The organism is Bradyrhizobium sp. USDA 4506, from assembly GCF_054058795.1.
The window spans coordinates 6402433-6425102 of sequence record NZ_JBSSBM010000002.1 but is presented as its reverse complement, the minus strand read 5'-3'; the positions used below and the strand labels follow the sequence as shown (position 1 = coordinate 6425102).

The 22670-nt window shown below is 66.3% G+C and carries 24 protein-coding genes and 1 riboswitch; of the genes, 10 read left to right on the top strand and 14 right to left on the bottom strand.

The features are described from left to right. The first annotated feature begins 36 nt into the window (after window positions 1-36). Entirely contained in the window at window positions 37-1284 is a 1248-nt protein-coding gene (locus ACVIHF_RS32510; protein WP_253606196.1) for an ATP-grasp domain-containing protein, read from the top strand. 18 nt (window positions 1285-1302) lie between these two features. On the opposite strand, the gene ACVIHF_RS32505 is transcribed toward ACVIHF_RS32510, so the two are convergent. The 3 genes from ACVIHF_RS32505 to ACVIHF_RS32495 all read right to left on the bottom strand — a co-directional run bounded on the left by ACVIHF_RS32505 (window position 1303) and on the right by ACVIHF_RS32495 (window position 5068). Next, window positions 1303-2295 (bottom strand): ABC transporter substrate-binding protein, encoded by a 993-nt coding sequence (locus ACVIHF_RS32505; RefSeq protein ID WP_253606197.1) that lies wholly within the window; start codon window positions 2293-2295, stop codon window positions 1303-1305. Between the two features lie 204 nt (window positions 2296-2499). Then, window positions 2500-2673, bottom strand: coding sequence for a hypothetical protein (locus ACVIHF_RS32500; RefSeq protein ID WP_253606198.1), 174 nt, complete (start codon window positions 2671-2673; stop codon window positions 2500-2502). Window positions 2674-2785: 112 nt separating this feature from the next. Then, the gene (locus ACVIHF_RS32495) at window positions 2786-5068 is read right to left on the bottom strand and encodes a TonB-dependent receptor (RefSeq protein ID WP_253606202.1); all 2283 of its coding nucleotides are present in this window, start codon (window positions 5066-5068) and stop codon (window positions 2786-2788) included. A 109-nt stretch (window positions 5069-5177) separates the two neighbouring features. Further along, window positions 5178-5375: riboswitch (cobalamin riboswitch) on the bottom strand. A gap of 112 nt (window positions 5376-5487) precedes the next feature. Here ACVIHF_RS32495 and ACVIHF_RS32490 point away from each other — a divergent pair. From ACVIHF_RS32490 to ACVIHF_RS32480, 3 genes are all read left to right on the top strand, one after another. Then, complete coding sequence (locus tag ACVIHF_RS32490) at window positions 5488-6531, top strand: FecCD family ABC transporter permease (RefSeq protein ID WP_253606204.1); 1044 nt, start codon at window positions 5488-5490, stop codon at window positions 6529-6531. Next, complete coding sequence (locus ACVIHF_RS32485; RefSeq protein ID WP_253606205.1) at window positions 6528-7301, top strand: ABC transporter ATP-binding protein; 774 nt, start codon at window positions 6528-6530, stop codon at window positions 7299-7301. Before ACVIHF_RS32490 ends, ACVIHF_RS32485 begins: the two co-directional genes overlap by 4 nt. Before the next feature lie 206 nt (window positions 7302-7507). Beyond that, a complete protein-coding gene (locus ACVIHF_RS32480; protein ID WP_253609859.1) occupies window positions 7508-8323 on the top strand; it encodes an ABC transporter substrate-binding protein in 816 nt (271 codons plus the stop codon). A gap of 88 nt (window positions 8324-8411) precedes the next feature. Here ACVIHF_RS32480 and ACVIHF_RS32475 read toward each other — a convergent pair whose 3' ends face one another. From ACVIHF_RS32475 to soxX, 8 genes are all read right to left on the bottom strand, one after another. Next, window positions 8412-9455: an MBL fold metallo-hydrolase gene (locus ACVIHF_RS32475; protein WP_253606207.1), complete on the bottom strand. Its 1044-nt coding sequence runs from the start codon at window positions 9453-9455 to the stop codon at window positions 8412-8414. Between the two features lie 339 nt (window positions 9456-9794). Next, on the bottom strand, window positions 9795-10250 hold the full coding sequence (locus tag ACVIHF_RS32470; protein ID WP_253606209.1) for a DsrE family protein: 456 nt from the start codon (window positions 10248-10250) through the stop codon (window positions 9795-9797). Then, window positions 10247-11995, bottom strand: coding sequence for a thiosulfohydrolase SoxB (gene soxB / locus ACVIHF_RS32465; protein ID WP_253609860.1), 1749 nt, complete (start codon window positions 11993-11995; stop codon window positions 10247-10249). The genes ACVIHF_RS32470 and soxB overlap by 4 nt, the downstream gene beginning before the upstream one ends. Before the next feature lie 34 nt (window positions 11996-12029). Next, a complete protein-coding gene (locus tag ACVIHF_RS32460) occupies window positions 12030-12344 on the bottom strand; it encodes a hypothetical protein (RefSeq protein WP_253606211.1) in 315 nt (104 codons plus the stop codon). Then, window positions 12341-13264, bottom strand: a complete 924-nt coding sequence (soxA, locus tag ACVIHF_RS32455) for a sulfur oxidation c-type cytochrome SoxA (RefSeq protein WP_375167045.1) — start codon at window positions 13262-13264, stop codon at window positions 12341-12343. The genes ACVIHF_RS32460 and soxA overlap by 4 nt, the downstream gene beginning before the upstream one ends. Continuing rightward, window positions 13261-13572, bottom strand: coding sequence for a thiosulfate oxidation carrier complex protein SoxZ (soxZ, locus tag ACVIHF_RS32450; protein WP_057021236.1), 312 nt, complete (start codon window positions 13570-13572; stop codon window positions 13261-13263). The genes soxA and soxZ overlap by 4 nt, the downstream gene beginning before the upstream one ends. A 70-nt stretch (window positions 13573-13642) precedes the next feature. Then, entirely contained in the window at window positions 13643-14137 is a 495-nt protein-coding gene (gene soxY / locus ACVIHF_RS32445; protein ID WP_168859289.1) for a thiosulfate oxidation carrier protein SoxY, read from the bottom strand. A 34-nt stretch (window positions 14138-14171) separates the two neighbouring features. Beyond that, the gene (gene soxX, locus ACVIHF_RS32440; protein ID WP_253609862.1) at window positions 14172-14462 is read right to left on the bottom strand and encodes a sulfur oxidation c-type cytochrome SoxX; all 291 of its coding nucleotides are present in this window, start codon (window positions 14460-14462) and stop codon (window positions 14172-14174) included. Between the two features lie 265 nt (window positions 14463-14727). On the opposite strand from soxX, the gene ACVIHF_RS32435 reads away from it, so the two are divergent. After that, window positions 14728-15402 (top strand): DUF938 domain-containing protein, encoded by a 675-nt coding sequence (locus ACVIHF_RS32435; RefSeq protein ID WP_253606213.1) that lies wholly within the window; start codon window positions 14728-14730, stop codon window positions 15400-15402. Between the two features lie 6 nt (window positions 15403-15408). Here the strand turns inward: ACVIHF_RS32435 and ACVIHF_RS32430 are convergent, their stop codons facing one another. Continuing rightward, window positions 15409-16281 (bottom strand): protein-L-isoaspartate O-methyltransferase family protein, encoded by an 873-nt coding sequence (locus ACVIHF_RS32430; RefSeq protein WP_253606216.1) that lies wholly within the window; start codon window positions 16279-16281, stop codon window positions 15409-15411. Window positions 16282-16367: 86 nt separating this feature from the next. Between ACVIHF_RS32430 and ACVIHF_RS32425 the strand changes: the two genes are divergently transcribed. The 3 genes from ACVIHF_RS32425 to ACVIHF_RS32415 all read left to right on the top strand — a co-directional run bounded on the left by ACVIHF_RS32425 (window position 16368) and on the right by ACVIHF_RS32415 (window position 19740). Then, complete coding sequence (locus ACVIHF_RS32425; protein ID WP_225162000.1) at window positions 16368-16859, top strand: type II toxin-antitoxin system HicB family antitoxin; 492 nt, start codon at window positions 16368-16370, stop codon at window positions 16857-16859. Between the two features lie 304 nt (window positions 16860-17163). After that, entirely contained in the window at window positions 17164-18408 is a 1245-nt protein-coding gene (locus ACVIHF_RS32420) for an MFS transporter (protein WP_076834898.1), read from the top strand. A 117-nt stretch (window positions 18409-18525) separates the two neighbouring features. Beyond that, window positions 18526-19740: an MFS transporter gene (locus tag ACVIHF_RS32415; protein WP_456793135.1), complete on the top strand. Its 1215-nt coding sequence runs from the start codon at window positions 18526-18528 to the stop codon at window positions 19738-19740. Window positions 19741-19920: 180 nt separating this feature from the next. Here ACVIHF_RS32415 and ACVIHF_RS32410 read toward each other — a convergent pair whose 3' ends face one another. Further along, a complete protein-coding gene (locus ACVIHF_RS32410) occupies window positions 19921-20358 on the bottom strand; it encodes a helix-turn-helix domain-containing protein (RefSeq protein WP_456793134.1) in 438 nt (145 codons plus the stop codon). Window positions 20359-20440: 82 nt separating this feature from the next. On the opposite strand from ACVIHF_RS32410, the gene ACVIHF_RS32405 reads away from it, so the two are divergent. Together ACVIHF_RS32405 and ACVIHF_RS32400 are read left to right on the top strand one after the other, a co-directional pair. Further along, window positions 20441-21304: a class I SAM-dependent methyltransferase gene (locus ACVIHF_RS32405; protein ID WP_456793133.1), complete on the top strand. Its 864-nt coding sequence runs from the start codon at window positions 20441-20443 to the stop codon at window positions 21302-21304. Next, on the top strand, window positions 21297-21800 hold the full coding sequence (locus ACVIHF_RS32400) for a DUF2938 domain-containing protein (protein ID WP_076834901.1): 504 nt from the start codon (window positions 21297-21299) through the stop codon (window positions 21798-21800). The genes ACVIHF_RS32405 and ACVIHF_RS32400 overlap by 8 nt, the downstream gene beginning before the upstream one ends. A 366-nt stretch (window positions 21801-22166) precedes the next feature. Here the strand turns inward: ACVIHF_RS32400 and ACVIHF_RS32395 are convergent, their stop codons facing one another. Beyond that, window positions 22167-22661 (bottom strand): VOC family protein, encoded by a 495-nt coding sequence (locus tag ACVIHF_RS32395; RefSeq protein WP_456778591.1) that lies wholly within the window; start codon window positions 22659-22661, stop codon window positions 22167-22169. Window positions 22662-22670 lie beyond the last annotated feature (9 nt).

The window sequence follows — 22670 nt, the reverse complement described above, 5'->3', positions numbered from 1 at the left end:
CGGCGACAAAGCACGGCAGCACGGCGATGATCGGCCATGATCGACCCCAAAAAGCAGCTCCGCGTGCTGGTGTCGGAGGGCTCCAGCACCTCCGGCCGCGAGGCGATCACGATCCTCGGACTGGCCGGCCATCACGTCGAGGTTTGCGACCCCTCGCGCTGGTGCCTGGCGCGCTACTCGCGCTTTGTCCGCAAATACCACCATTGTCCGCCGCTGCGGTCGGATCCGGCCGGCTTCCTGCGCTTCGTCGAGCGCCTCTTGGCGTCGCGGCATTTCGATGTGCTGCTGCCGATCCATGAACAGGGATTTCTGTTCGCCCGCGCGGCGGCGGGGCTGGCATCACGTGCCGGCCTCGCGCTGCCGGATTTCGCCAGCTATCGCGCCGTGCACAGCAAGGCCGGCTTCAGCCGCCTGCTCGACCGGCTCGGGCTGCCGCAGCCCCCGACCCGGATCGTGAACTCGGCCGAGGAGCTGCGCGAGGCGGTGCGGTTTCCATCCGTTGTCAAGACGTCGGTCGGCACCGCCAGCCGCGGTGTCTGGTTCGTGCGCGATGCTGGTGATCTCAATCGCGCGCTCTACGACCTCGAGTCCTCAGGCGATTTTGCCGGCGAGGTGCTGGCGCAGGATCTGATCACCGGCACGGTCGAGAAGGCGCAGTCGGTGTTCTGCCACGGCACGCTTGTCGGCTTCCATGCCTACCGCCAGATTGCGGCCGGTGTCGGCGGCGGCGAGGCGATCAAGGAGAGCGTGAGCCGGCCGGCGATCCGCGCCGGCCTCGAGACCATCGGCGCGCATTTTGGTTGGCACGGTGCGCTCTCGGTCGACGTCATCATGCCGCTCGACAGCGCGACGCCGCTGTTGATCGACTGCAACCCGCGGCTGGTCGAGCCGATGAACGCCTTTCAGTCGGGCGTCGATCTGGTCGATCTGCTGCTGCGCGTCTCGCGCGGCGAGACTCCGGCGCCGCTGCCCGAGGGCCGCGCCGGCGTGCGGACGCATCTGGCGATGCAGGCGCTGCTCGGCAGTGCGTCGCGCGATGGTACGCGGCGTGACCTGATCCGGGAATGCGGCCGCATCGCCGCGGGCGAAGGGCACTATCGGGGAAGCAGCGAAGAGCTGACGCCGGTGCGGCTCGACTGGCTCAGCGCCGTGCCGCTGGCGATGACGACAGTGCTGCTGCTGGCATCACCGCAGATCGCCTCATCGCTGGCGCGCGGCGGCTTTGGCGCGCATCTGCTCGATCGCGGCAGCATCAAGGCGATCGAGAACGGCGATTTCCGCTAGTATCCCTCCAGCGCGAATTCACCGCACGATCTTGTCTGCGCGCTTCAAGAGCTCCGGTGGAATCTCGACGCCCACGGCCTGGGCCGCCTGGAGATTGAATATCAGCTCTCGCTTGGTGACGACGCCGACTGGCAGGTCGCCCGGCTTCGCGCCCTTGAAAATCTTGTCGGCGAATGTCGCAAACTCGCGCCATGTATCGGCGACGTTGGCCCCATAAGTAATCACCCCGCCCGCGTCCGCCTGGCCGCCGGGAAACATTGCCGGCAAGCGGTTCTTGATGGCCAGTTCACCGACTCGTTTTCGATTGCTCCAGGGCACCGGCACTTCAAGGACCAGCAGCGCCTCCGCGCGCTCCTTTGCCATCCCGGCAATCGCGGCCTCCAGATCGTCCGCACCCTTGACCTTCACGATTTGCGGCTCCAGCCCCAGCGCCTTGGCTGCGGCCTCGTTGGCGCGGTCAATCGGGGCGAGCCCGCGTTCATCCGCGCCGGGGATCGTTTGATCACTGAGAATCGCAACGCGCGTGATCCCGGGGAATGCCTCCTTCAGAAGCTTGAACTGGTCGCTGGCCTGCTGCTGATCAAGGTTGGTGAGGCCCGTGACATTGCCTCCTGGCTTGTCCATCGAGGCGACAAGCTTCAACGCGACCGGATCGGTGACGATCGCAAAGATCACCGGGATCGTCGACGTGGCCTTCTGCGACGCCACCGACGCCGGGCCGCCGAGTGCAAGGATAACATCCACATTCGCACCGACCAGCTCCGAGGCGAGGCCCGGAAGGCGCTCGAGCTTCGATTCGGCAAATCGCGGTTCGATGACGATGTCGCGTCCTTCGAGATAGCCGCGGTCGGCGAAGTCGCTCAGAAGATTTTTCTTGATGGAATCGAAGAGCGGCGACGGGCCGCCGTTGACGAGGATTCCTACTTTCCTGGGAGCTTGTTGCGCATCGGACGGGTCGCACATCGACGCGATCATGCAGAAGACCGTGAGCACTGCCTTCGCAAATCTCATGGCACCGCCCCCCAGCAAGGACCCAGCGTCCATGCGAGCCTAGCATTCAGGGGGTGGGCAACCAATCCGGAAGGGTGGTCCGGCCCATGACCTCGCTGCGACCTAATGTCTGCTTGGCGAGGATGAGCCGGGCTCGGTAGTTCGCAACCTACGAGGCCGCCGCGCGCGACTGCGCGGGATCGGTCGATCGATCTTCGCCGCGCCTCACAACGGCTCGTCATCATTGCCGTAGCGGTCGAGCTTCGGCGTGGCGATGTCGCCGTCCTCGTAGTACTCGTCGTCCTGTAGCGCTGCGGGTGGCGGAGGTTTCTTCGACTTGTCGTCGGCCTTGTCTTTGGTCTTCGTGCCGCCCTTGGTCTGCTTCCCGGCCTTGGCCATGCGTTTCCCCTGCGCGGGTCAAATCAGCTGCCGGAACTCTACCCCAGTTTCCGTGCGTTTGTAATATTCGGAGACGGTGCGGCGGGGCACACCCGCCCCACCGGATCATGCTCTAGAACGTCGCGCCGGCCTTTACCATGTAGGTGCGGCCGGGCAGCGGGTAGGCCGAGAAGCGGCCCTCGGTGAACGTGCTCGCGATGGCGTAGTCGTAATAGAGCGCGTTGAACAGGTTGTTCACGCTCAGCGACCAGAAGAAGCGGTCAACTTGCCCGCTCAGCTTGATATCGGCGGTGGCGTTGCCGGGAATCCGGCTCTGGGTGTTGGCCTGGTCGTTGTCCATGATGCGCGAGCTCCAGGCCCGCACCGTGGCGTCGAACACCAGATAGTTCTGCCAGATATTCCAGGTGACGCCGAGATTGCCGGTGTAGCGCGACACCAGCGGCACGTCGTTGCCGGCCCAGATGCCTTCGCGGAACACCGCGCGGGTGATCGCCATGCCGCCGCGCAGGGTGACGCTGTCGCTGACCTTGAGCGCCGCGCTGGTCTCCGAGCCGTAGCGGCGGGTGGGGTCGAGGTTGGTGTTGAAGAACAGCACCGGGTTGAAATGGATCTCGTTCTCGAGATCCATCAGATAGACGCTGGACTGGACCTGGAAGCGGTTGGTCCTGACGCGAAAGCCGCCCTCGACATCCTGCGAGGTCTGGGTCTTGAGCTGGAAATTCTGCGGGATCGGGGCGAAGGTCAGTGGGTCGAATGACGGACCCGACGCGACGCGTTCGTCGACATCAGGCGTGCGGAATGCGCGTGCCGCGCGGCCGAACACCGAGAAAGTGTCGGTCAGGCGATGCTCGATGCCGACATGCAGCGCGTATTGCGTCTCGTTGCTGTCGAGCGGTGCCGCCTGGGTGTCGAATGCGAATGGCGCATTCGGGTCGTAGCGATCGCGCGCCGAGATGCTGGTGTTCTGAACCCGCGCGCCGTAGGAGAAGTCGGTCGTCGGCAACAGGCCCAGCGTATGTTGCCAATAGCCGGCCACGGACTGCTGCTCGATACTGTAGATGTGGAACGGGTCGACGCCCTGATAGGCGCCGCGCGCCTCGCGGAAGGTCGAATCGTAATAGTCGATGCCGGTCAGGATCGTCGACGGCACGCCCAGCATCACGTTCTTGACGCTGAGCCGCGGCGTCAGCGACCAGGTCTGCAGCGCGGCGTCATTGTAGGTCGAGGCGAAGCTGATGGTCGGCACCGTGCCGAAGAAGCCGCTCTGCGTCTCGCGCTGCCGCCAGCCGCCGTCGACGATGAGGTCGACGCCGTTCATCAGCGTCTTGGTGAAGCCGGCGGTGACGCTGGCGGTCTGCTGGTTGGCATAGTCGAAGGGCGTCGCGGCGCCGCGGCGATCGGTGAGCAGCTCGTTCACGCCGATCGACGGATCGACCAGCCGTCCGCCGGGTAGGCCGAGCTTCTGGTCGCTGCCGGTGACGGTCAGGAAGGCGGTGAGATCCGGCGTCGTGTAGTTGATGTTGCCGACGGCGTTGCGCTGGTCGAGCGCATTGTTGACGCGGTAGCCGTCCGACTTGATGCCGTTGCCGTAGAACGAGGTGGACCACGGGCCGGAATTGAGTGCCGCGGAGACCGCGGCCATGCGGGTGTTGAACGAGCCAACTCCGGCCTCGGCCCGCATCGTCGTCGGCGGGCCGCCGACGCCGGTCTTGGTGATGATGTTGACGACGCCGCCCACCGCGTTGTCGCCGTAGAGCACCGCGCCGCTGTTGCCGCGCGTGATCTCGATGCGCTCGATCGAATCGAGCGGAATCGTGGTGAGGTCGAAGCCGGCCTTGTCGACGTCGTTGAGGCGGCGGCCGTTGAGCAGGAAGAGGGTATTGTCGGTCGCGAACGCGCCGAAGCCGCGCAGGTCGACCGACGTCTTGGCGCCGTTCGGTCCGCCATAGGGCGTTTGCAGCTGCACGCCCGGCACCTGCGCGAGGATCTCGGGCAACGACTGCACCGGCGAATGCGCGATGTCGTCGGCGGTGATCACGGCCGAGGAGGTGCCGACAATGCCGGCGAACTGGCGGCCGCCGGTGCCGCCCGTTCCGGTGGCCACACCGGTCCCTGTCGTGCCCGATCCGGCTCCGCTGCCTGTATTGTTGCCTTGCGAGGTGCCCGGCGCCGGGCGTCGCGGCGCCGGCGCTTCGTCAGCGGCCGGCCTGGCGCGCGTGACGTTCTGGTCGCCCGGCTTGGTGACTTCGATCGCCGGCAGCTGATCGGGAGCGGGTGCCTGCTGCGCCCGCGCTGCGGAGACAAGGAATGCCGGCGCGAGCATCGTCGCCGGCGCGATCATCGTCGACGCGAGCAGAAGCGCGCGGCGCCGCCGATGGAAAGGGAAGGAGAACATAAGAAAGGCCTCGGCAACGTCAGTGGCACGTCACCGCGAACCAGTCTCACCATCGTGCTCACAGCATCAGGTGAAGCTCATGCCTGTACTCCCCGACCGGCAGCATCGCGTGTGACCACGGCTGACGGCAGGTCTCCTGGCTCGCGGGTCGTTACCCTTCGTCGCCTTCCCAGGACCGAGATTCCCAGTGGCCTGTGACGAAGGATTCACCGCATACAGTTGCGGGGGCAGCCGCGGCGTTGGGGAAGTTTCCCCGTACCGCATTCCCTTTTCATCTCATGAAAGAACCGTCATGTTCATCTAGGGTTCGGCCGGGTAGCAAAGTCAATCCGGCGGAAGTCGGGCAATGGCCGTGCGGCCACGGTTTTTGTCGAGTGTCGCTTGTCTGCCACGACGATCGCTGTAAGAGCATGGATCCGATGAGCGTGCAGGATTTTGCCTTGGCGGCCGAGGTCGCGGCGCGGCGCCGGTGGGGCGCCACCGCGGCGCTGCTCGCGCTTGTGCTGCTGCTGCTGGTGATCTCGCTCGGCATCGGGCCGGTGCGGCTGTCGCCGCTCGCGGTGATCGAGGCGCTGTTCGGCGGCGGCAGCGATGTGGCGCAGGTGATCGTGCGCGAGATCCGCCTGCCGCGCACCATCCTGGCATTCGCGATCGGCGGTATTCTTGGGCTGTCAGGCGCGGCGCTGCAAGGGTTGCTGCGCAACCCGCTGGCCTCGCCGTCGCTGTTCGGCGCGCCGCAATCGGCCGCCTTCGGCGCGGTGCTGGTGATCGCGCTGGGCCTCGCCGATGTGCGCTCCTACGCGCTGCCGGTGGTGGCGATCATCGCCGCGTTCGGCTCGGTGTTCGCGCTGCTTGCGATCGCCGGCCGCAATGCCGGGCTGTTGATCCTGATCCTCGCCGGGCTCGCGATCTCGAGCTTTGCGGGAGCCGCGACCGCGCTGGTGATGAATCTCTCGAGCAATCCGTTCGTGGTGCTGGAGATCGCGTTCTGGCTGCTCGGCTCGCTGGAAGACCGCAGCTTCCAGCACGTCGCGCTGGCGCTGCCCTTCATTATCGCAGGCGCCGCCATCCTGCTCAGCCAGGCGAGCGCCTTCCGCGCGCTGACGCTTGGCGAGGAGGCGGCGCAGAGCCTCGGCGTCGACGTCGGGCGGTTGCGGCTCTTCGTGATCACGGGCGTGGCGCTCGGCGTCGGCGGCGCGGTCGCAGTCACCGGCACGATCGGTTTCATCGGCCTCGTCGCGCCGCATCTGATGCGTCCCGTGATCGGTCACGATCCGGCGCGGCTCTTGGTGCCGAGCGCGCTCACCGGCTCGGCGCTGCTGCTCGCCGCCGACATCGCGGTGCGCATCATTCCCTCGACCTCAGACATCAAGGTCGGCGTGCTGACCTCGATCATCGGCGTGCCGTTCTTCCTCTATCTGATCATGCGCGAACGCCGCGCGCTCGGCGGAGGCGTGGCATGACGCTGCTCTCGGCTGCCGCGCTCAATGCCTCGCTCGGCAGCCGCAAGGTGCTGCACGATGTCTCCCTGTCGTTGCCATCGGGCCATCTGGTCGCGCTGGTCGGGCCGAACGGCGCCGGCAAGACCACGCTGCTGCGCGCGCTGGCCGGGCTGATCCCGTCGGGCGGCGAGATCCGGATCGGCGGCGATGCGCTGGCGTCGCTGCCGCTGCGCGAGCGCGCGAAACGTTTCGCCTATCTGCCGCAGGGCCACATGGTGCACTGGCCGCTGCCGGCACGCGATATCGTCGCGCTCGGCCGCTATCCGCACGGTGCGACCGATCCGGCGCGGCTGTCGCAGACGGATGTGGAGGCGGTGCTGCGCGCGATGCAGGCGGTCGACGTCGCTGAGTTCAGCGATCGCCGCGTCACCGAACTCTCCGGCGGCGAGCGCAGCCGCGTCGCACTGGCCCGGGTGCTCGCGGTGGAGGCGCCCGTGATCCTCGCCGACGAGCCGACGGCCTCGCTCGATCCGCGCCACCAGATCGACGTGATGCAGAAGCTGCGCAACGTTGCCGACACCGGCGTGCTGGTCATCGTGGTGACGCATGACCTGGGACTCGCCGCGCGCTTTGCCGATCACGTGCTGGTGCTCGCGGAGGGGCGGCTGGCCGCGCAGGGCGCGCCCGTCGAGGCATTGTCGGAGAGCGTCCTCGCCAGCGTGTTCCGCATCAGCGCCTATCGTGCCGAATTTCAGCGCGAGGTCGTCATCGTGCCGTGGGCGGACGTGTGATGTGGCCACGGCCTCACCACGAGCTCAGTTCACCTCTCCCGCTTGCGGGGGAGGTCGCTGCGCGCGAAGAGCGCAGCGGGTGGGGGCTCTCTCCACTCAAAGAGCGTTCATTGCGGCACGACCCCGACCCCAACCCTCTCCCGCAAGCGGGAGAGGGGGCGCACCTTCAGCGTGGCAGCCATCTCGCTTCGCTTCATCTTGGTGCGGTGGTCGCGATACTGCTGTGGCTTATTTCCGCCGGCGCCGCGTTCGCCGCCGGACCGCGCATCGTCTCGATGAATGTCTGCAGCGACCAGCTCGTGCTGTCGCTGGCCGACCCGGACCAGATCATCGGCCTCAGCCGCTTCTCGCGCGATGACTGGCAATCCTGGGCCGCGGAGAAGGCGCGAAACTTTCCGCGCCTGTCCGGCGAGGCCGAGGACGTGCTGCTGCTCAAGCCCGACCTCGTCGTGGTCAGCCTGTTCGACAAGCGCGCGACCCGTGATCTGTTGAAGGCCCACGGGCTGCACCTCGTCGAATTCACGGTGCCGCGCACGCTGGACGAGGTGAAGAACCAGATCCGCGCGATGGGCGATGTGGTGCAGCATCCCGATCGCGCAGAGGCCGAGATCGCGCGCCTCGATGCGGCCACCGCCCGGGCGCGCGCTGCGGCGAGCGCGCATCACTACCGCGTGTTGCCGCTGGAGCGGCGTGGCTTTGTGCCCGGCGACGGCAGCCTGGTCAGCTCGCTGCTGGCGGCAACCGGTCTCTCCAACGCCGCCGGCGAACTTGGCGTCGGCGCAGGCGGGTTTGCTTCGCTGGAGGCGATCGTAAAACTGCGGCCGGATTTCATCCTGGTGTCGGAAGCCGGCGACCGCGCCGAGGATGACGGCCGCGCCTTCCTGCTGCATCCGGCGCTGGAGCGCTTCTATCCGCAAAGCAAGCGCATCGTGCTGCCGGAGCGGCTCACGGTGTGCGGCGGCGTGATGCTGGCGGATGCGCTGGATCGGCTGACGGAAGAGCTGAAGCGGGTGACGCGGTAGCCTTGTAGCCCGGATGAAGCGAAGCGCAATCCGGGGCCACTCAATCCGCGGATGGGCTGATCCCGGATTGCGCTGCGCTTCATCCGGGCTACGGAGTTATCACCACCGGCCCGCCGGCCTTCTTCCAGGCGTCGATGCCGCCATCGATATGCGCGGTGTTGGCCAGTCCCGCCTTCTTCGCGGCGGCCACCGCCATCGCCGAGCGCTCGCCGAAGGCGCAGAAGAACACGACGCGGCGGCCGGTTGCGGCCGCGACCTCGCGCAGCATGCCGCCGGGCTGCAGGGTGGCGCAAATCCCCGGATAGGGCGCGTGCAGCGCGCCCGCGAGCGTGCCGTGCTTGGCCCGCTCGGCGCTCTCGCGCAAATCGACCAGAAGGATATCGGGCCGGCCGAGGCTCGCGATGGCGTCGCGCGCGCTGAGGGAGAGGCCCTCCTTGGCGAGTTCGTCCTGGTGCAGGCCGACATGCATGTTGGCGGGCACCACGACGTCCATCAGCTTCGGGTTCGGCAAATTGAGGTTGTTCATCAGCTCGACATAGTCGTCGATCGATTTGACCTGCAGCCGCGGATTGTAGCGCTTCTCCTCGCCGATGGTGGAGACGGTGTCGCCCTTGTAGTCATGCGCGGGGAACACCATGGTCTCCTCCGGCAGCTTCAGCAGGCGGTTGAAGATCGAATCGTACTGCGCCCGCGCGCTGCCGTTCTGGAAGTCGGTGCGGCCGGTGCCGCGGATCAGCAGCGTGTCGCCGGTGAAGACGCGGTCGCCCATCAGATAGCTGTAGGAATCGTCGGTGTGGCCGGGCGTGTACAGCGCCTCGAGGCAGAGGCCCTCGATCGTCACCTTGTCGCCGTCGGAGACTCGCATCGACACCACGTCGGCCTTGCTCTGCTCGCCCATGATGGTGATGCACTGCGTGCGGTCGCGCAGCTCGCCGAGGCCGGTGACGTGATCGGCATGCAGGTGCGTATCGACGGCCTTGACCAGCCTGAGGTCGAGTTCCTGCAGCAGCTTGCAGTAGCGGTCGGCCTTCTCCAGCACCGGATCGAGGATCAGTGCCTCGCCGCCGGCGCGGCTCGCGAGCAGATAGCTGTAGGTTCCGGATACGCTGTCGAAGAGCTGGCGAAAGATCATGACGGCTTACCTATTCTCCGGGCCGAGTCACATGGAGGATATTATTCCATAGATAGGGTCCGTTCAAAGCAAATCCATCCCCACCCCAGCCGGATCCCGTCACCCTGAGGAGCGCGCTCTTGCGCGCGTCTCGAAGGGTGGACGGCCCGGGTCTTTCCGCGAATGGGACAAGGCATCTGGGCCGTGCATCCTTCGAGGCTCGCTCCGCTCGCGCCTCAGGATGACGGGATATGCATCGAGGTCGTGGAAGAGACGAAGTTACGGCCGCACGTAACTCCAGCCCTGCTCCCGCGGGCGCGCGTTCGCGCGACCCGTTGGCTCGCAATGACGACGGGGCCGTTACGGCCGGACCAGCGTGTATCCATTCTCGGTGAGCAGCAAGATCTGTGCGACGCCGACCTGCACGGGGGTGGCGGCGGCGATGTAGTCCGGCCGCTTGCCGCTGTCGCGTTCGATCGTGTCGACGGTGTTGAGGCAGATGTCGACCCGCGCGCCCTGCGCGATCAGGCTCTCGACCAGCTTGCGGTTCGGGTTGTCGGGCTTGAGCAGGTCGATGCCCGGGCCGAAGGCGACGATCTCGACCGCGACCTTGTCGGGGTCGTAATGCTTCATCAGATTGTTGGCGACGCTGATGACGAGGCCTTGCTTCCTCGGATCGTTGTCGGAGAGCTGCAGCACGACCTTGTGCTCGGCGAACGGCTTGTCCTGCAACGGCGCCTGCTGGGCACGCGCGAGCGGCGTCGCCAGCGCGAGCGCAGCAAGGCCGAATGCCGCGATCAGCGCGCGGCGCGTCATCCGTGCCTCGCGATGCCCGGGTTGTCCTCGACGCCTTTCAGCGTCACGCCGGGTTCGTCGCGGTTCGGCGGCCGGCCGGAGCGCAGATGCCTGGCGACGACATCCCAGATCGGCGCGCCGCTCTGCTGGTTGACCGAGGCCCAGCCTGCGACCTTGTAGTGCTTGCCGGCTTCGAGGTGCTTGCCGTTGCCCAACTTCAGCTCGGAAATGCGCTTGCCGACAGTCTCGGCCGGCGTGCAGGTGTAGGCGAGGCCGCCGACGCGAACCATGTCGCCGCCCTGCTGATAATAGGGATCGACGTTGAACAGATTGTCGCAGACGTCTTCCAGCACATCCTTGATCTGGCTGCCCGTCATCTTGGCGACGTAGGTCTCCGGATAGGTGATCGCGGTTTCCGACAGCACGTCTTCCATGGTCAGCGGCTGGCCGGCGAGCGTGGTGATGCCCCAGCGGAAGCCCGGCGACAGCGCGATCTCGGCGTCGAGCTCGTTCAGCAGCGCATCGCAGATCAACTGGTCGACGGTGCCGGAGAAATTGCCGCGGCGGTAGAGCAGCCGGTCGGCCGAGGCCAGCTTGGTGTTCCATTCGTCGACATGCGGATCGCGCATCTTGTCGATCAGCGTCTGCATCGCAGGATCGGGCTTCAGCAATTCGGCGAACACCGGCAGCAGCCGGTAGCGGACGTTGGCGACCTTGCCCTTGGCAAGATCGAGATCGAGCACGCCGATGAACTTGCCGTTGGAGCCGGCATTGGTCACCAGCGTGACGCCGCCGGCATTGGTTACCGTGATCGGGATCGGGATCGCGTCGTGGGTGTGGCCGCCGAGAATGACGTCGATGCCGGTGACGCGGCTGGCGAGCTTGAGGTCGACGTCCATGCCGTTATGCGACAGCAGGATCACCGCCTCGACCTTGTCGTTGTTGCGATGGCCGTCGACGAGCTTCTGCAGCTCCTCGTCGCGGATGCCGAACTTCCAGTCCGGCGTGAAGCGCTTCGGATGGGCGATCGGCACGTAGGGGAAGGCCTGGCCGATGATAGCGACGCGATGGCCGCCGATCTCCTTGACGAAGGACGGCTTGAACACCCGCCCCGAAGCCGGGTCGAACGCCTTGGCGTCGTTGAACGCGGCTTCCTCGGTCAGGAACACGTTCTGCGCCAGGAACTCGCCCTTGAAGCGGGAGAGGTTGTCGCGCAGCACCTGCTCGCCATAGGTGAATTCCCAGTGCCCTGTCATCGCCTCGATGCCGAGCAGATTGGCGGCCTCCACCATGTCGGCGCCGTTCATGGCGTTGGCGAGCGCCGAGCCCTGCCAAAGGTCGCCGCCGTCGAGCAGGATCGAACGCTTTTCGCCGACATCGGCGCGCAGCTTGTCGACCAGCGTCTTCAGGTGGGCGAAGCCGCCGAGCCGGCCGAAGCGGCCGGCGGCCTTCTCGAATTCGACGCAGGTGAAGGCATAGGCGTCGGCGCTGTCGGGCCGGATGCCGAAGCGGTCGAGGAAGGCCTTGCCGACGAGGTGCGGCGGCTGGCCGGCCATCGCGCCGACGCCGAGATTGACGCCGGGCTCGCGGAAGAACACCGGCTTCAGCTGCGCATGCGTGTCGGTCATGTGCAGGATGCGCGCGTTGCCGAACCGCTCGAGGTCGTAGACGCTGGCGGTGTCGGCGCTGCGCGCAAGGCGGGGCAGACCGGCCGTCAGCGTTGCGGCGGCCGCAGCTTTCAGGAATTCCCGGCGGCGGATGATCATCATTCTCTCCGCGCGGCCCCTGGCCTGCGCGCTCTTAACGAACTTCCATGTCCTTCCAGCGTTCCTTCTCGCTGGTGGCCTGGAAGATCGAGGCCTTTGCCAGTGCCTCGGCCTCCTTGGCCCTGGCGACTGCGGTGTCGAAATCACCAGCCTCACCGGCCTTTTTTGCGGCAGATAGTGTCGAGGCGGTGGTGGTCCACTGGTTGCGCAGGCTGCCTGCTTCCTTGTTGGCGGCTTCGGCGGCGGCGTAGGCGGCCTTGTAGTCGGCCTCGGAGGCGGCGAGGGCGCCGGTCGCCGCTGCGATCAGCAGGGCTGATGCTGCGAGGACAGTTTTGATGGCCGCGCTCATGGCCGTGCTCCCGGACCCGAAATCGGCAGCCCGTTGCTGACATAGGACAGATAGTATTCGAGGTTGCGGTACTCGTCGTCCTGCGGATTGAGCGGCACGCCGCGGATCTGGCTGTTGCAGGTGGTGAAGCGGCGGCTGGTCGTCCCCATGCCGCTCCATTCCGAGCGGTAGATCGGCATCGCGTTCAGGATGCCGAGCGCCGGCGCCAGCACCTCGGCGCGGATCCGCTCGCCCGGGCTCTGGATGTGGCAGGTTGCGCAGGAGAAATTGAGCTGGCCGCGGCGGGTGTAGAAATACTCCTTGCCCTTCTGATAGGCCTCGAGCGCGCGCGGATCGTTCGGGATCTTGATGTCCATCGGCTTGCCGCGCGAGGTGAAGGCCATGTAGGCGGTGAGCGCCGCCATGTCGTCCTTCACATAGGAAAACGGCGCCTCGCCATTGGTTTCGCGGCAGCGGTTGAGCGCGAGCTCGAGCGTGACGACCTTGCCTTCCTTCTCGTCGAAATAGGGATAGTTCTGGCGGATACCGATGCCCTTGTTCGGGAAGCAGTCGGCGTAGGTCTTGCCGTTCTTGAACGGCGTCGCGAACATCTCCTTGCCGGCTTCGAGCGAGAACTCGTAGGGCGGAAACTGCTCCTTCTCCTCCCACTGCCTGCGCAGATCCTCATTCATCGAATAGGGACCGTTGACGAAATCCTCGAGCTTCAGCTTGGGGAATTTGCTGGTGAAGAATTTCTGGAACGCCGCCTTGTCGGCGGCGGGATCGACGGTGTCGGCTGCGCGCGCGGCCGGCGCGAGCGTCAGCACGCCGAGCGCGAACGTTGCAATTAGATTTTTGCTTTGACGCGTTTTCTTCACGCGAACCGGCGTCCACTTCGCTCGAAAACGCTCTAGAGCACGGATTGCGAGGCGCCGCGTCATTGAATCTTCGCCGTGGCGGTGTCGGTCGCGCCCTTGTTGTCGACCCAGCTGACCTTCAGATCGTCGCCCTTCTTGCCGCCCTTGAAGGCGAACTTGACATAGGGGTCCTTGGAGACGCCGCCGCCCCAGTCGGCGACGAACACCGGCTTGCCGTCATATTCGAAGGTGAGCTGCTGGATGAAATGCGGCGGAATGATCTCGCCCTTGGCGTCCTTGACGAAGCCGGAATCCATCGGATGCTGGATCAGCGCCTGCACCTCGGTGGTGTCGCCGTTTGACGTGGCGCGCACGCGAATGCTCGATGCCATCTGATTATCCCTATTGTTTGCGCATGATCTTGTCGGAAAACCGGTTCCCACTTTTCCGGATCATGCGTACTCAGCCGCCGCAGCCGCCGACGGTGACCTTGATTTCCTTTTTGGCGCTGTAGAGCTTGCCGCCGGCCTCGACGATCGCGGTGACGTTGCTGGTCTTCGCCATCTTGATGCGGTTGGAGACGGTCGGCAGCGTGCCGGCCGGAATCCTGTATGAGGCGACCAGCGAGATCGGATTCTCGCTCACCAGAAACGAGATCGAGGTGACGTCGGCCAGCGTCGTGGTGGCGGAGATCGGCACCACCGCGCCGTTCTCGGCGATCTCCGGCGCATCCATCTTGATCTTGTCCGACGGCTCGGCGGTCTTGCCATAGAGCGCCTTGATCGCGTCGGCCTCGTTCTTCTGCTTGAATGCGTCTTCGGGATATTTGTCGTTGGCGGCGGCGAGCGCCTGCGGCACGTCGAACGGAATGCCCCCGAGGCCGATCAGCGCGGCGATGCCGGCGCCCTTCAGCACCATGCGGCGCGCTTTGAAAAATTCGGTGGTCGTGATGTTCATCGAAAAAAAATCTCCTCAAGCGACGGTCGCGGCGTCACAGCGTCTGCAGGAAGTCCACCACCGCGTCGATTTCCTTCTCGCTCAAAATCCGGTTTCGGCCGAACGGCGGCATCACCGTCTGCGGATTGCGCTTGGTTTCGTCGGTCACGATCGCGATCAGCTCGTCACGGCTGTATTTGGCCTTCAGGCCGCTCAGCTCGGGGCCGATCGTGCCGGGCAGGTCGCCGCCCTTGATGACGTGGCAGGTCAGGCAATTGCCCTTGCCGCGGTCGAAGGCGAGCTTCTGTCCCTCGGCGGCGGATTGGGCCTTGGCGGGCGCGGCCATGGCGGTGCTTGCCAGCAGCGCCAGGACGAAGGCTGGCTTGGAGAAAGTGGCGATCAAGGACGTTTCCCGGGCTTCAATCTCGATGATCCCAACGCAATATAAAGAGTGGAAAGCACAAAGGCCATCGGCTGGCAACACGGAGAATAGGCGCGCTGCGACGGGGTTAATGCCACAGGGGCAGTCCGGCACTGGAGCGCATGTCCTGCGCCTTCCGCCTGTCATGTTTGTGCGGTTGAGATGCGGCTGAGGCGTAGGGAGAAGCGCGGTGGCAGAATTCGTGGCGGAGTTCGGCAAGGACGGCCGGCCGGTCGAGGCGGACGGGCGGCTCGATGCGCCGGCGTTCCATCGCAACCATCAGCCGATCTGGACCGTCCTGAAGGACTACCTCGCCGGCCAATCCGGCGACGTGCTGGAAGCCGGCAGCGGCACCGGCCAGCATGTCGTCTCTTTCGCCGGTCAGGCGCCCGACATCACTTGGTGGCCGAGCGATCTCCATGCGGCGCACCTGCGCAGCATCGAGGCCTGGCGCGCGCATGCGGGCCTTGCCAACATCCGGCCGCCGCAGCCGATTGATCTGTCCGACCCGGCTTGGTCGCCGGCGCCGCCGGACGGCAAAGGTCCGGACAAACTGCTCGCGATCTTCTGCGCCAATGTGATCCACATCGCGCCGTGGCGCGTGGCCGAGGGCCTGTTCGCCGGCGCCGCGCGGCACCTGCGCGCCGACGGCCGGCTGTTGCTCTACGGCCCGTTCAAGCGCGGCGGCAAGCACACCGCGCTCAGCAATGCCGTGTTCGACACGTCGCTGCGCGAGCGCGACGCCGAGTGGGGGGTGCGCGATATCGCCGATCTCGAGACGCTTGCGGAGCGCGTCGGGCTCAAGCTCGCCGGCAGCTTCGAGATGCCGGCCAACAACATGATTTTGGTCTTTGCCCGCAAGTAGCCGCGCTCAATCGTAAGCCAGGCACCAGCCTGGCCCACGCAGCCAGCAACGTTCATCGGGGATCCCGGCGTCGCGATAGAGCCGCGTCACTTTCTGCCAGCCGCCGCGGGCGAAGGCTTCGGCGAGCGTTTTTTCGGACGTCTCGTCCCGGCCGCCGTCGCAGGGAATGATCGCGACCGGTGATATCCAGTCCGCCTGGTACGCTGCCTCCTCGCGCCGGATCCGGAACACGGCGCCGGATCGCGCCACCTGCTCCGGCGCGCCGCCCTTGAATCCCTCATCCGAAGTCAGCGGCAGGATCAGGCGGCCGCTGGCGGCGAGCCCGTCGAGCCATCGCGCGACAGGCCGGGTGCAGCCGGCGTTGACATAGATCACGTCGGCGGACTCGAACGCGACCTGTGTGCCGTCGCCCTGGATGATCTCGACATTTGCGCAAGCGGCGAGATTGGCGCGAGCGTCTGCCGCAAGGTCCGGATCGTATTCGATGCCGGTCACGCGGCCGGACGGTCCGACCAGATGCGCGAGGATCGCGGTGTAGTACCCCGTGCCCGTACCGATATGCACCACGTGCTCGCCGGCGGTGGGTGCGGCCTGGTGCATGAGATAGGCATGCAGTGACGGCTGGCCGTTGTTGAGACGTCGCTCGGGTCGCAAGGCGACGAGATCGTTGGTGTAGAGATAAACCGGGTCGGCATCGGGCGTCGGCGCATAGTCGCGGCTCCACCAGCGCAGCATCATCCATGGTCCCGGGCCGACGAAGTCCTCGCGGCGAATGGCGGCGAAGGCCTCCGTCAGCCGCGGATTGATGGTGTTGGCGGCGGCCAGGATCTGCTTGGCATAGGCCGCGCGGACGATGCGGAGTTCGGCTTGCGGGTCCATTGCCGCGCGCTCCCACGATGTCGCGTGTTGTGTGATTTGACACACCGAGGTGTGTGAAATAGCATACTGCGGCGACGGAGGCCAGAATGAAGAGACGGCTTTATCCGGCCGTGCTGGAGCGCGGTCCGCGCGGCGCGTTCGGGGCGTGGTTTCCGGACTTTCCCGGCTGCGTCGCCGCGGGACGATCGCAGGAAGACGCGATCGAGCGCGCCGAGCAGACGCTGGCGCAGACCGTCGACGGCTGGGTCGAGCAGGGCAAGCCATTGCCGGAGCCGACCCCGATCGAGCGCATCGTGCCGCCGAAGGGCTCCGACGTCGCCGCCTTCTTCATGGTCGGCGTCGATCCGCCCGACCCGTCCGAGCGCGTCAACGTCTATTTGCCGAAGAGCCTGATCACACGGATCGACAAGCATGCCGCCGGACTCGGCATGAGCCGCTCGAGCTTTTTCGGTTTCGCCGCGACGCTTGCGCTTGAATGGCACGTTCACAAGCCGCACCTCGTCGGGCCGCGCTCCAAGGTGCACAAGACCGGCGCGCTGCGCGCCGAGAAGCGGCCTGGCAAGAAGCCGGCGCGGTAGGCGATCGATCATCGAGCGACAGCTCTCTCACCGTCACCCTGAGGAGGCCGCAGAGCGGCCGTCTCGAAGGGTCGACGGTCCGGCTGTTGGCCGTGCATCCTTCGAGACGCGCTACGCGCTCCTCAGGATGACGGTACTGATAGAAGTGCCGGGCTGCTGTGACGTCGCTCTGTGAGAGCAAGCGATCCCCTCGTGCGCCTCCTGCATGGCGTACGTCCGTTTGCGCCGGTTGATCGGCTTCGACCCGCTCTCCATAGTGCGCCCGATTGGGGGCTCCCGCCGGGGCTTCGAGGCGGGACCACCGATGATTGACGTGACAGCTGCGGATGAGGCGAGCGACGACGCGCGGGCGCGCAGCAATGTGTGGCGGCTTGCGGCGGCGCAGGCGCTGACCGGTGCCAATTCGGCCGTGATCTTCGCCACCGGCTCGATCGTCGGCGCGACGCTGGCACCCGACGTCTCGCTCGCGACGGTGCCGCTCTCGATGTATGTGCTCGGGCTTGCCGCCGGCACGCTGCCGACCGGCGCGATCTCGCGCGCCTACGGACGACGCGTCGCCTTCATCATCGGCACCTTCTGCGGCACGCTCACCGGCGCGCTCGGCGCCTGGGCGATCCTGCATTCATCGTTCTGGCTGTTCTGCGGCGCGACCTTCCTCGGCGGGCTCTACGGCGCCGTCGCGCAGTCCTACCGATTTGCTGCGGCCGATGGCGCCAGTGTCGCGTTCCGGCCCAAGGCGGTGTCCTGGGTGATGGCCGGCGGCGTGTTCGCCGGCGTGCTCGGGCCGCAGCTCGTGCAATGGACCATGGACATCTGGCCGCCCTATCTGTTCGCGTTCTCCTTCGTGATGCAGGCGCTGGTCGCGCTGGTGGCGATGGCGGTGCTCTCGGGCGTCGACGCGCCGAAGCCTGCGGCGGCGGACCTGCATGGCGGCCGCCCGCTGCTCGAGATCGCAAAGCAGCCGCGCTTCATTGCCGCGGCGCTGTGCGGCGTGATCGCCTATCCGATGATGAATCTGGTGATGACCTCGGCGCCGCTCGCCATGAAGATGTGCGGGCTGTCGGTCAGCGATTCCAATTTCGGCATTCAGTGGCACATCGTTGCGATGTACGGCCCGAGCTTCTTCACGGGCTCCTTGATCGCGCGGTTCGGCGCGCCCGTCATCGTTGCGCTCGGGCTGGCGCTCGAGGCGGTCGCCGCGATGATCGGACTGTCAGGCGTCACTGCGCCGCACTTCTGGGCGACGCTGTTCGTGCTCGGGATCGGCTGGAATTTTGCGTTCGTTGGCGCTTCGGCGCTGGTGCTGGAAACGCACCGGCCGCAGGAACGCAACAAGGTGCAGGCGTTCAACGATTTCCTCGTGTTCGGCATGATGGCGATCGGTTCGTTCTCGTCGGGCCAGCTGCTCGCGCATTACGGCTGGAATGCCGTCAACTGGGTGGTGTTCCCGCCTGTGCTGCTCGGCCTTGCCGTGCTCTCGTTCGCTTCATTCGCCAAGCGACGCGCGAAATTGCGCGCGGTGGAAGAAATCCCGGATCCCAGCATCTGATCCCTGCTGCCAATTGCTGACACTTCGATCAGCTTCGAAATGATCCGCTTGCAACGCTGTTCACATCATGGGATCGGGTTGGTCCGGCCATGACGATGTGAGAAGCAAGAGCAAGAAATGGACGCATCCTCAGCCACGCTGCCTGATGAATCCTCGCTTGGCTACGAAGGCTGGCGCATCGTCGTCGTCTGCTTCCTGCTTGCGACCTTCGGCTGGGGATTGGGCTTCTACGGACAGAGCGTCTATGTTGCCGAGCTGCAGCGGCTGCACGGCTGGCCGGCGTCGCTGATTTCGTCGGGCACGACCTTCTTCTATCTGTTCGGCGCCGCGCTGGTTGCCTTCGTCAGCGAGGCGATCAAGGCGTTCGGCGCGCGCAGCTGCCTGATCGCCGGCACCTTCGCGATGGCGATCGCGGCGGTTGCGATCGGCGAGGTACGCAAGCCCTGGCAGCTCTATCTTGCCGATGCGCTGCTGGCGTTCGGCTGGGCCGGCACCAGCCTCGGCATCATCACCAACACGCTCGGCCTGTGGTTCGACAAGAAGCGCGGCATGGCGATCAGTCTGGCGCTGAACGGCGCGAGCTTCGGCGGCATCGTCGGCGTGCCGCTGCTGGTGGCGGGGATCGGCGCTTTCGGCTTCTCCGGCGCGATGATCGCGGCCGCGGGGCTGCTGATCGTGGTGATGGTGCCTGTGATCCTGATCTTCGTCGGGCAACCGCCGGTGCATCTGCACGCGGTCACGGCCGCCGCTGCCGACGCGCCGTCGGCGACGCAGGTGCGCAGCCGGGCGCTGCGCGACATCCGCTTCCTCTCGGTCTCGATTGCCTTCGCGCTGGTGCTGTTCGCCCAGGTCGGCTTCATCGTGCATCTGATCGCCTATCTCGATCAGGTAATCGGCCGCGAGCGCGCGACGGTGGCGATGGCGCTCTTGACCGCGATGGCCGTGGTCGGGCGCGTCTCGTTCTCCTTCGTGATCGACCGGCTCAACCAGCGGCTGGCATCGGCGCTGTCCTTTGTCAGCCAGGCGGTCGCGCTCGCCGTCATCATCAATGTGCACAATGACGCGGCGCAGATCGCCGCCTGCGCGCTGTTCGGCTTCTCGGTCGGCAATCTGATCACGCTGCCGGCGCTGATCGTGCAGCGCGAGTTCGATCCGCGTGCGTTCGGCGTGCTGGTCAGCCTGATCACCGCGATCAACCAGATCACCTACGCCTTCGGCCCCGGCGTGGTCGGGCTGCTGCGCGATCTCTCCGGCAGCTATTCGCTGCCGTTCTACGGCTGCATTGGCCTGGAGCTGATCGCAGCGGCGACGATCATGGCGAAAGGGAAGTAGCTTTCCACCTCCCCTTGAAAAGGGGAGGTCGCTTTGCTCGCAGAGCAAAGCGGGTGGGGATCTGCTCTCTCCACTTGCAGCAGAGCCCGCGGCTGACCCCCATCCCGACCTTCCCCCTTTCAGGGGGAAGGGGAATAAAGACCTGTCCCCGGATATCGCTTCCCTTATCCGGGCTACGTTCTACGACTTGCGGCGTGACTTCCGCGCCTTCTTCGGCTCGCTGATCTTGCCGGCCGCCGCGACCCGCAGCAGGCGGCGGAAGGTCGGGCATTCCACGTGGCTCGGAGCCGGGCAGGCGGCGGCGTGGCGCAAGCCGTCGCGCATCGCGTTGAGCCTGCGGATGGTGCGGTCGAGCTCGTCGGCCTTGGCAGAAAGCATTTTCCGGTCGATGCGCGGTCTTCCATCGGGCGCGAACATCCTTGCGATCTCGTCGAGCGAGAAGCCGGAGGCGCGCCCGAGCGCGATCAGCGCCAGCCGGTCGAGCACCGCCGGATCGAACAGGCGGCGCAGCCCGCGCCGGCCATGCGAGGCGATCAGACCTTTCTCCTCGTAGAAGCGCAAGGTCGAGGCGCGCACGCCCGATAGCTCCGCCACCTCCGCGATATCGATGTCCCGCATGGCCCTTGACCTCAAGTTCACTTGAACTGGCAGTATCCAGCCTATCGCTTGCGTAAGGCAAGCATCAACAAGGACGAGAATCATGGGTGTCGCAGCGCAAGTCGACGACGAGCAGGTCAAACTCTGGAACGGCGCCGCCGGCCGCGCCTGGGTCGAGACGCGCGAGGTGCTGGAAGGGATGTTCAGGCCGCTTGAAGAGCTGCTCGTTCAGGCGGTGTCCGATGCCGCGGCAAGCCGGGTGCTCGATATCGGTTGCGGCACGGGCGCCACGACTTTCGCTGTGGCCCGCGTGCTCGGCCGTCAAGGGCATTGCACCGGCATCGACATTTCCGAGCCGATGATCGCGGCGGCGCGCGCCCGCGCGGAGCGGGAGGGGCGGCCGGTCAGCTTCATCTGCGCCGACGCGCAGACCTATCCGTTCGCGCCCGCGAGCTTCGACATGATCATCTCGCGCCTCGGCGTGATGTTCTTTGCCGATCCGGTGCAGGCTTTCGCCAATCTGCGCCGCGCGGCCCGGCCGGATGCTGCGCTCCGCTTCATCGCCTGGCGCGGCGCCGCCGAGAACCCGTTCATGACGACGGCGGAACAGGCAGCGAAGCCGTTGCTGCCGGATCTTCCGCCGCGGCGTCCCGATGCGCCGGGGCAGTTCGGCTTTGCCGACCGGAAGCGGGTCGAAACTATCCTGGAGGATAGCGGCTGGGACGCGATCGCGATCGAACCGGTCGATGTCGCCCTCGGCTTTCCGGCATCACAGCTGGCCCACTATGTGAGCTGGCTCGGCCCGGTCGGGACGATGCTGCAGGCGATGGAGGAGCCGCGCCGCACGCGAGTGATCGAGACCGTGCGCGGTGCGTTCGATCGCTACATCCACGGGACCGAGATTCGCTTCACCGCCGCCTGCTGGATGGTCGCGGCACGAGCGCCGGCGGAGGCCGCGCATGGTTGAAGCCGCGGAATTTGTGGCGAGCGCGGTGCTGACCGGGATCGGTGCGACCGTCGTGATGGACATCTGGGGGATGGTTCGAAAGCGCCTGCTTGGCATCCCGTCGCTGGACTATGCCCTGGTCGGTCGCTGGCTCGGCCATCTCGTATCCGCTCGCCTGCGCCACGACCGCATCGCCGCGTCACCACAGGTCGTGGGCGAACGGGTCATCGGATGGACCGCGCATTATCTGATCGGGATCGGCTTTGCCGGCGTGCTGCTTGCGATCTTCGGCCTCGATTGGGCGCGGCAGCCCACCATCGCTCCGGCTCTGATGGTCGGGATCGGCAGCGTGGCCGCGCCGTTCCTGGTGATGCAGCCCGCGATGGGCGCCGGCATTGCCGCGAGCCGTACGCCCCATCCATGGGCGGCGCGGCTGCAGAGCCTCGTGACGCACACGGTGTTTGGGATTGGGCTTTATGCGGCCGGCTGGCTCGCGCACCCGTTCCTGAACTCGTAGCCCGGATGAGCGAAGCGCAATCCGGGAACAGTATCACCCGACGGTGCCAACCCCGGATTTCGCGGAGCCTGTCATCGGGCGCGCGCTCGCGCGACCCGTTGGCTCCATCCGAGCTACCTCTTCACCTCCCCTTGGAAAGGGGAGGTCGCTTTGCTCGCAGAGCAAAGCGGGTGGGGATCTGCTCTCTCCACTTGCAGCAGAGCCCGCGGCTAACCTCCATCCCGACCTTCCCCCTTTCAGGGGGAAGGGGAAAGCACTCGTAGCCCGGATGGAGCGAAGCGTAATCCGGGAGCAGTATTACCTCATGGAGCGAACCCCGGATTTCGCTGCGCTTCATCCGGGCTACGAAATTATCGCCTTGCGGAATTACGCCGCACGCTGTTTCAGCAGGTCGTCCAGGTCCAGCCGTCGCGTGAACATCGCGAGCTTGCCGTCCGCGCTGCGCGGCCATTCGGCCTCGGGGCGATCCCAATAGAGCTCGACGCCGTTCTCATCGGGATCGCGCAGGTACAGCGCCTGGCTGACGCCGTGGTCGCTGGCGCCGTCGAGCTGGATGCCGGCCGACAGCACCCGGTGCAGCGCGTCGGCGAGCGCCGGGCGGGTGGGATAGAGGATGGCGGTGTGGAACAGGCCCGTGGTGCCCGGCGGCGGCGGATGGCCACCCTTGCTTTCCCAGGTGTTGAGGCCGATGTGGTGGTGATAGCCGCCGGCCGAGATGAAGGCCGCGTCCGCGCCCAGCCGCTGCTGCAGCTCGAACCCGAGCACGCCGCAATAGAAGCCGAGCGCCCGCTCGAGATCGGCCACCTTGAGGTGGACATGCCCGATCCGGGTGCCCGCGATGATGGGGGGATTCTCTGGCATGAGCGGACT

Bases quoted from the DNA above. Each gene is read 5' to 3' on its own strand.
- ACVIHF_RS32510 (WP_253606196.1), top strand. From the start codon at position 37: ATGATCGACCCCAAAAAGCAGCTCCGCGTGCTGGTGTCGGAGGGCTCC.
- ACVIHF_RS32395 (WP_456778591.1), bottom strand. From the start codon at position 22,661: ATGCCAGAGAATCCCCCCATCATCGCGGGCACCCGGATCGGGCATGTC.
- ACVIHF_RS32460 (WP_253606211.1), bottom strand. From the start codon at position 12,344: ATGAGCGCGGCCATCAAAACTGTCCTCGCAGCATCAGCCCTGCTGATC.
- soxB (WP_253609860.1), bottom strand. From the start codon at position 11,995: ATGATCATCCGCCGCCGGGAATTCCTGAAAGCTGCGGCCGCCGCAACG.
- ACVIHF_RS32425 (WP_225162000.1), top strand. From the start codon at position 16,368: ATGAAGAGACGGCTTTATCCGGCCGTGCTGGAGCGCGGTCCGCGCGGC.
- soxZ (WP_057021236.1), bottom strand. From the start codon at position 13,572: ATGGCATCGAGCATTCGCGTGCGCGCCACGTCAAACGGCGACACCACC.
- ACVIHF_RS32410 (WP_456793134.1), bottom strand. From the start codon at position 20,358: ATGCGGGACATCGATATCGCGGAGGTGGCGGAGCTATCGGGCGTGCGC.
- ACVIHF_RS32500 (WP_253606198.1), bottom strand. From the start codon at position 2,673: ATGGCCAAGGCCGGGAAGCAGACCAAGGGCGGCACGAAGACCAAAGAC.
- soxY (WP_168859289.1), bottom strand. From the start codon at position 14,137: ATGAACATCACGACCACCGAATTTTTCAAAGCGCGCCGCATGGTGCTG.
- ACVIHF_RS32490 (WP_253606204.1), top strand. From the start codon at position 5,488: ATGAGCGTGCAGGATTTTGCCTTGGCGGCCGAGGTCGCGGCGCGGCGC.
- ACVIHF_RS32415 (WP_456793135.1), top strand. From the start codon at position 18,526: ATGGACGCATCCTCAGCCACGCTGCCTGATGAATCCTCGCTTGGCTAC.
- ACVIHF_RS32495 (WP_253606202.1), bottom strand. From the start codon at position 5,068: ATGTTCTCCTTCCCTTTCCATCGGCGGCGCCGCGCGCTTCTGCTCGCG.
- soxX (WP_253609862.1), bottom strand. From the start codon at position 14,462: ATGGCCGCGCCCGCCAAGGCCCAATCCGCCGCCGAGGGACAGAAGCTC.
- ACVIHF_RS32505 (WP_253606197.1), bottom strand. From the start codon at position 2,295: ATGAGATTTGCGAAGGCAGTGCTCACGGTCTTCTGCATGATCGCGTCG.
- ACVIHF_RS32405 (WP_456793133.1), top strand. From the start codon at position 20,441: ATGGGTGTCGCAGCGCAAGTCGACGACGAGCAGGTCAAACTCTGGAAC.
- ACVIHF_RS32485 (WP_253606205.1), top strand. From the start codon at position 6,528: ATGACGCTGCTCTCGGCTGCCGCGCTCAATGCCTCGCTCGGCAGCCGC.
- ACVIHF_RS32475 (WP_253606207.1), bottom strand. From the start codon at position 9,455: ATGATCTTTCGCCAGCTCTTCGACAGCGTATCCGGAACCTACAGCTAT.
- ACVIHF_RS32400 (WP_076834901.1), top strand. From the start codon at position 21,297: ATGGTTGAAGCCGCGGAATTTGTGGCGAGCGCGGTGCTGACCGGGATC.
- soxA (WP_375167045.1), bottom strand. From the start codon at position 13,264: ATGACGCGGCGCCTCGCAATCCGTGCTCTAGAGCGTTTTCGAGCGAAG.
- ACVIHF_RS32430 (WP_253606216.1), bottom strand. From the start codon at position 16,281: ATGGACCCGCAAGCCGAACTCCGCATCGTCCGCGCGGCCTATGCCAAG.
- ACVIHF_RS32420 (WP_076834898.1), top strand. From the start codon at position 17,164: ATGATTGACGTGACAGCTGCGGATGAGGCGAGCGACGACGCGCGGGCG.
- ACVIHF_RS32470 (WP_253606209.1), bottom strand. From the start codon at position 10,250: ATGACGCGCCGCGCGCTGATCGCGGCATTCGGCCTTGCTGCGCTCGCG.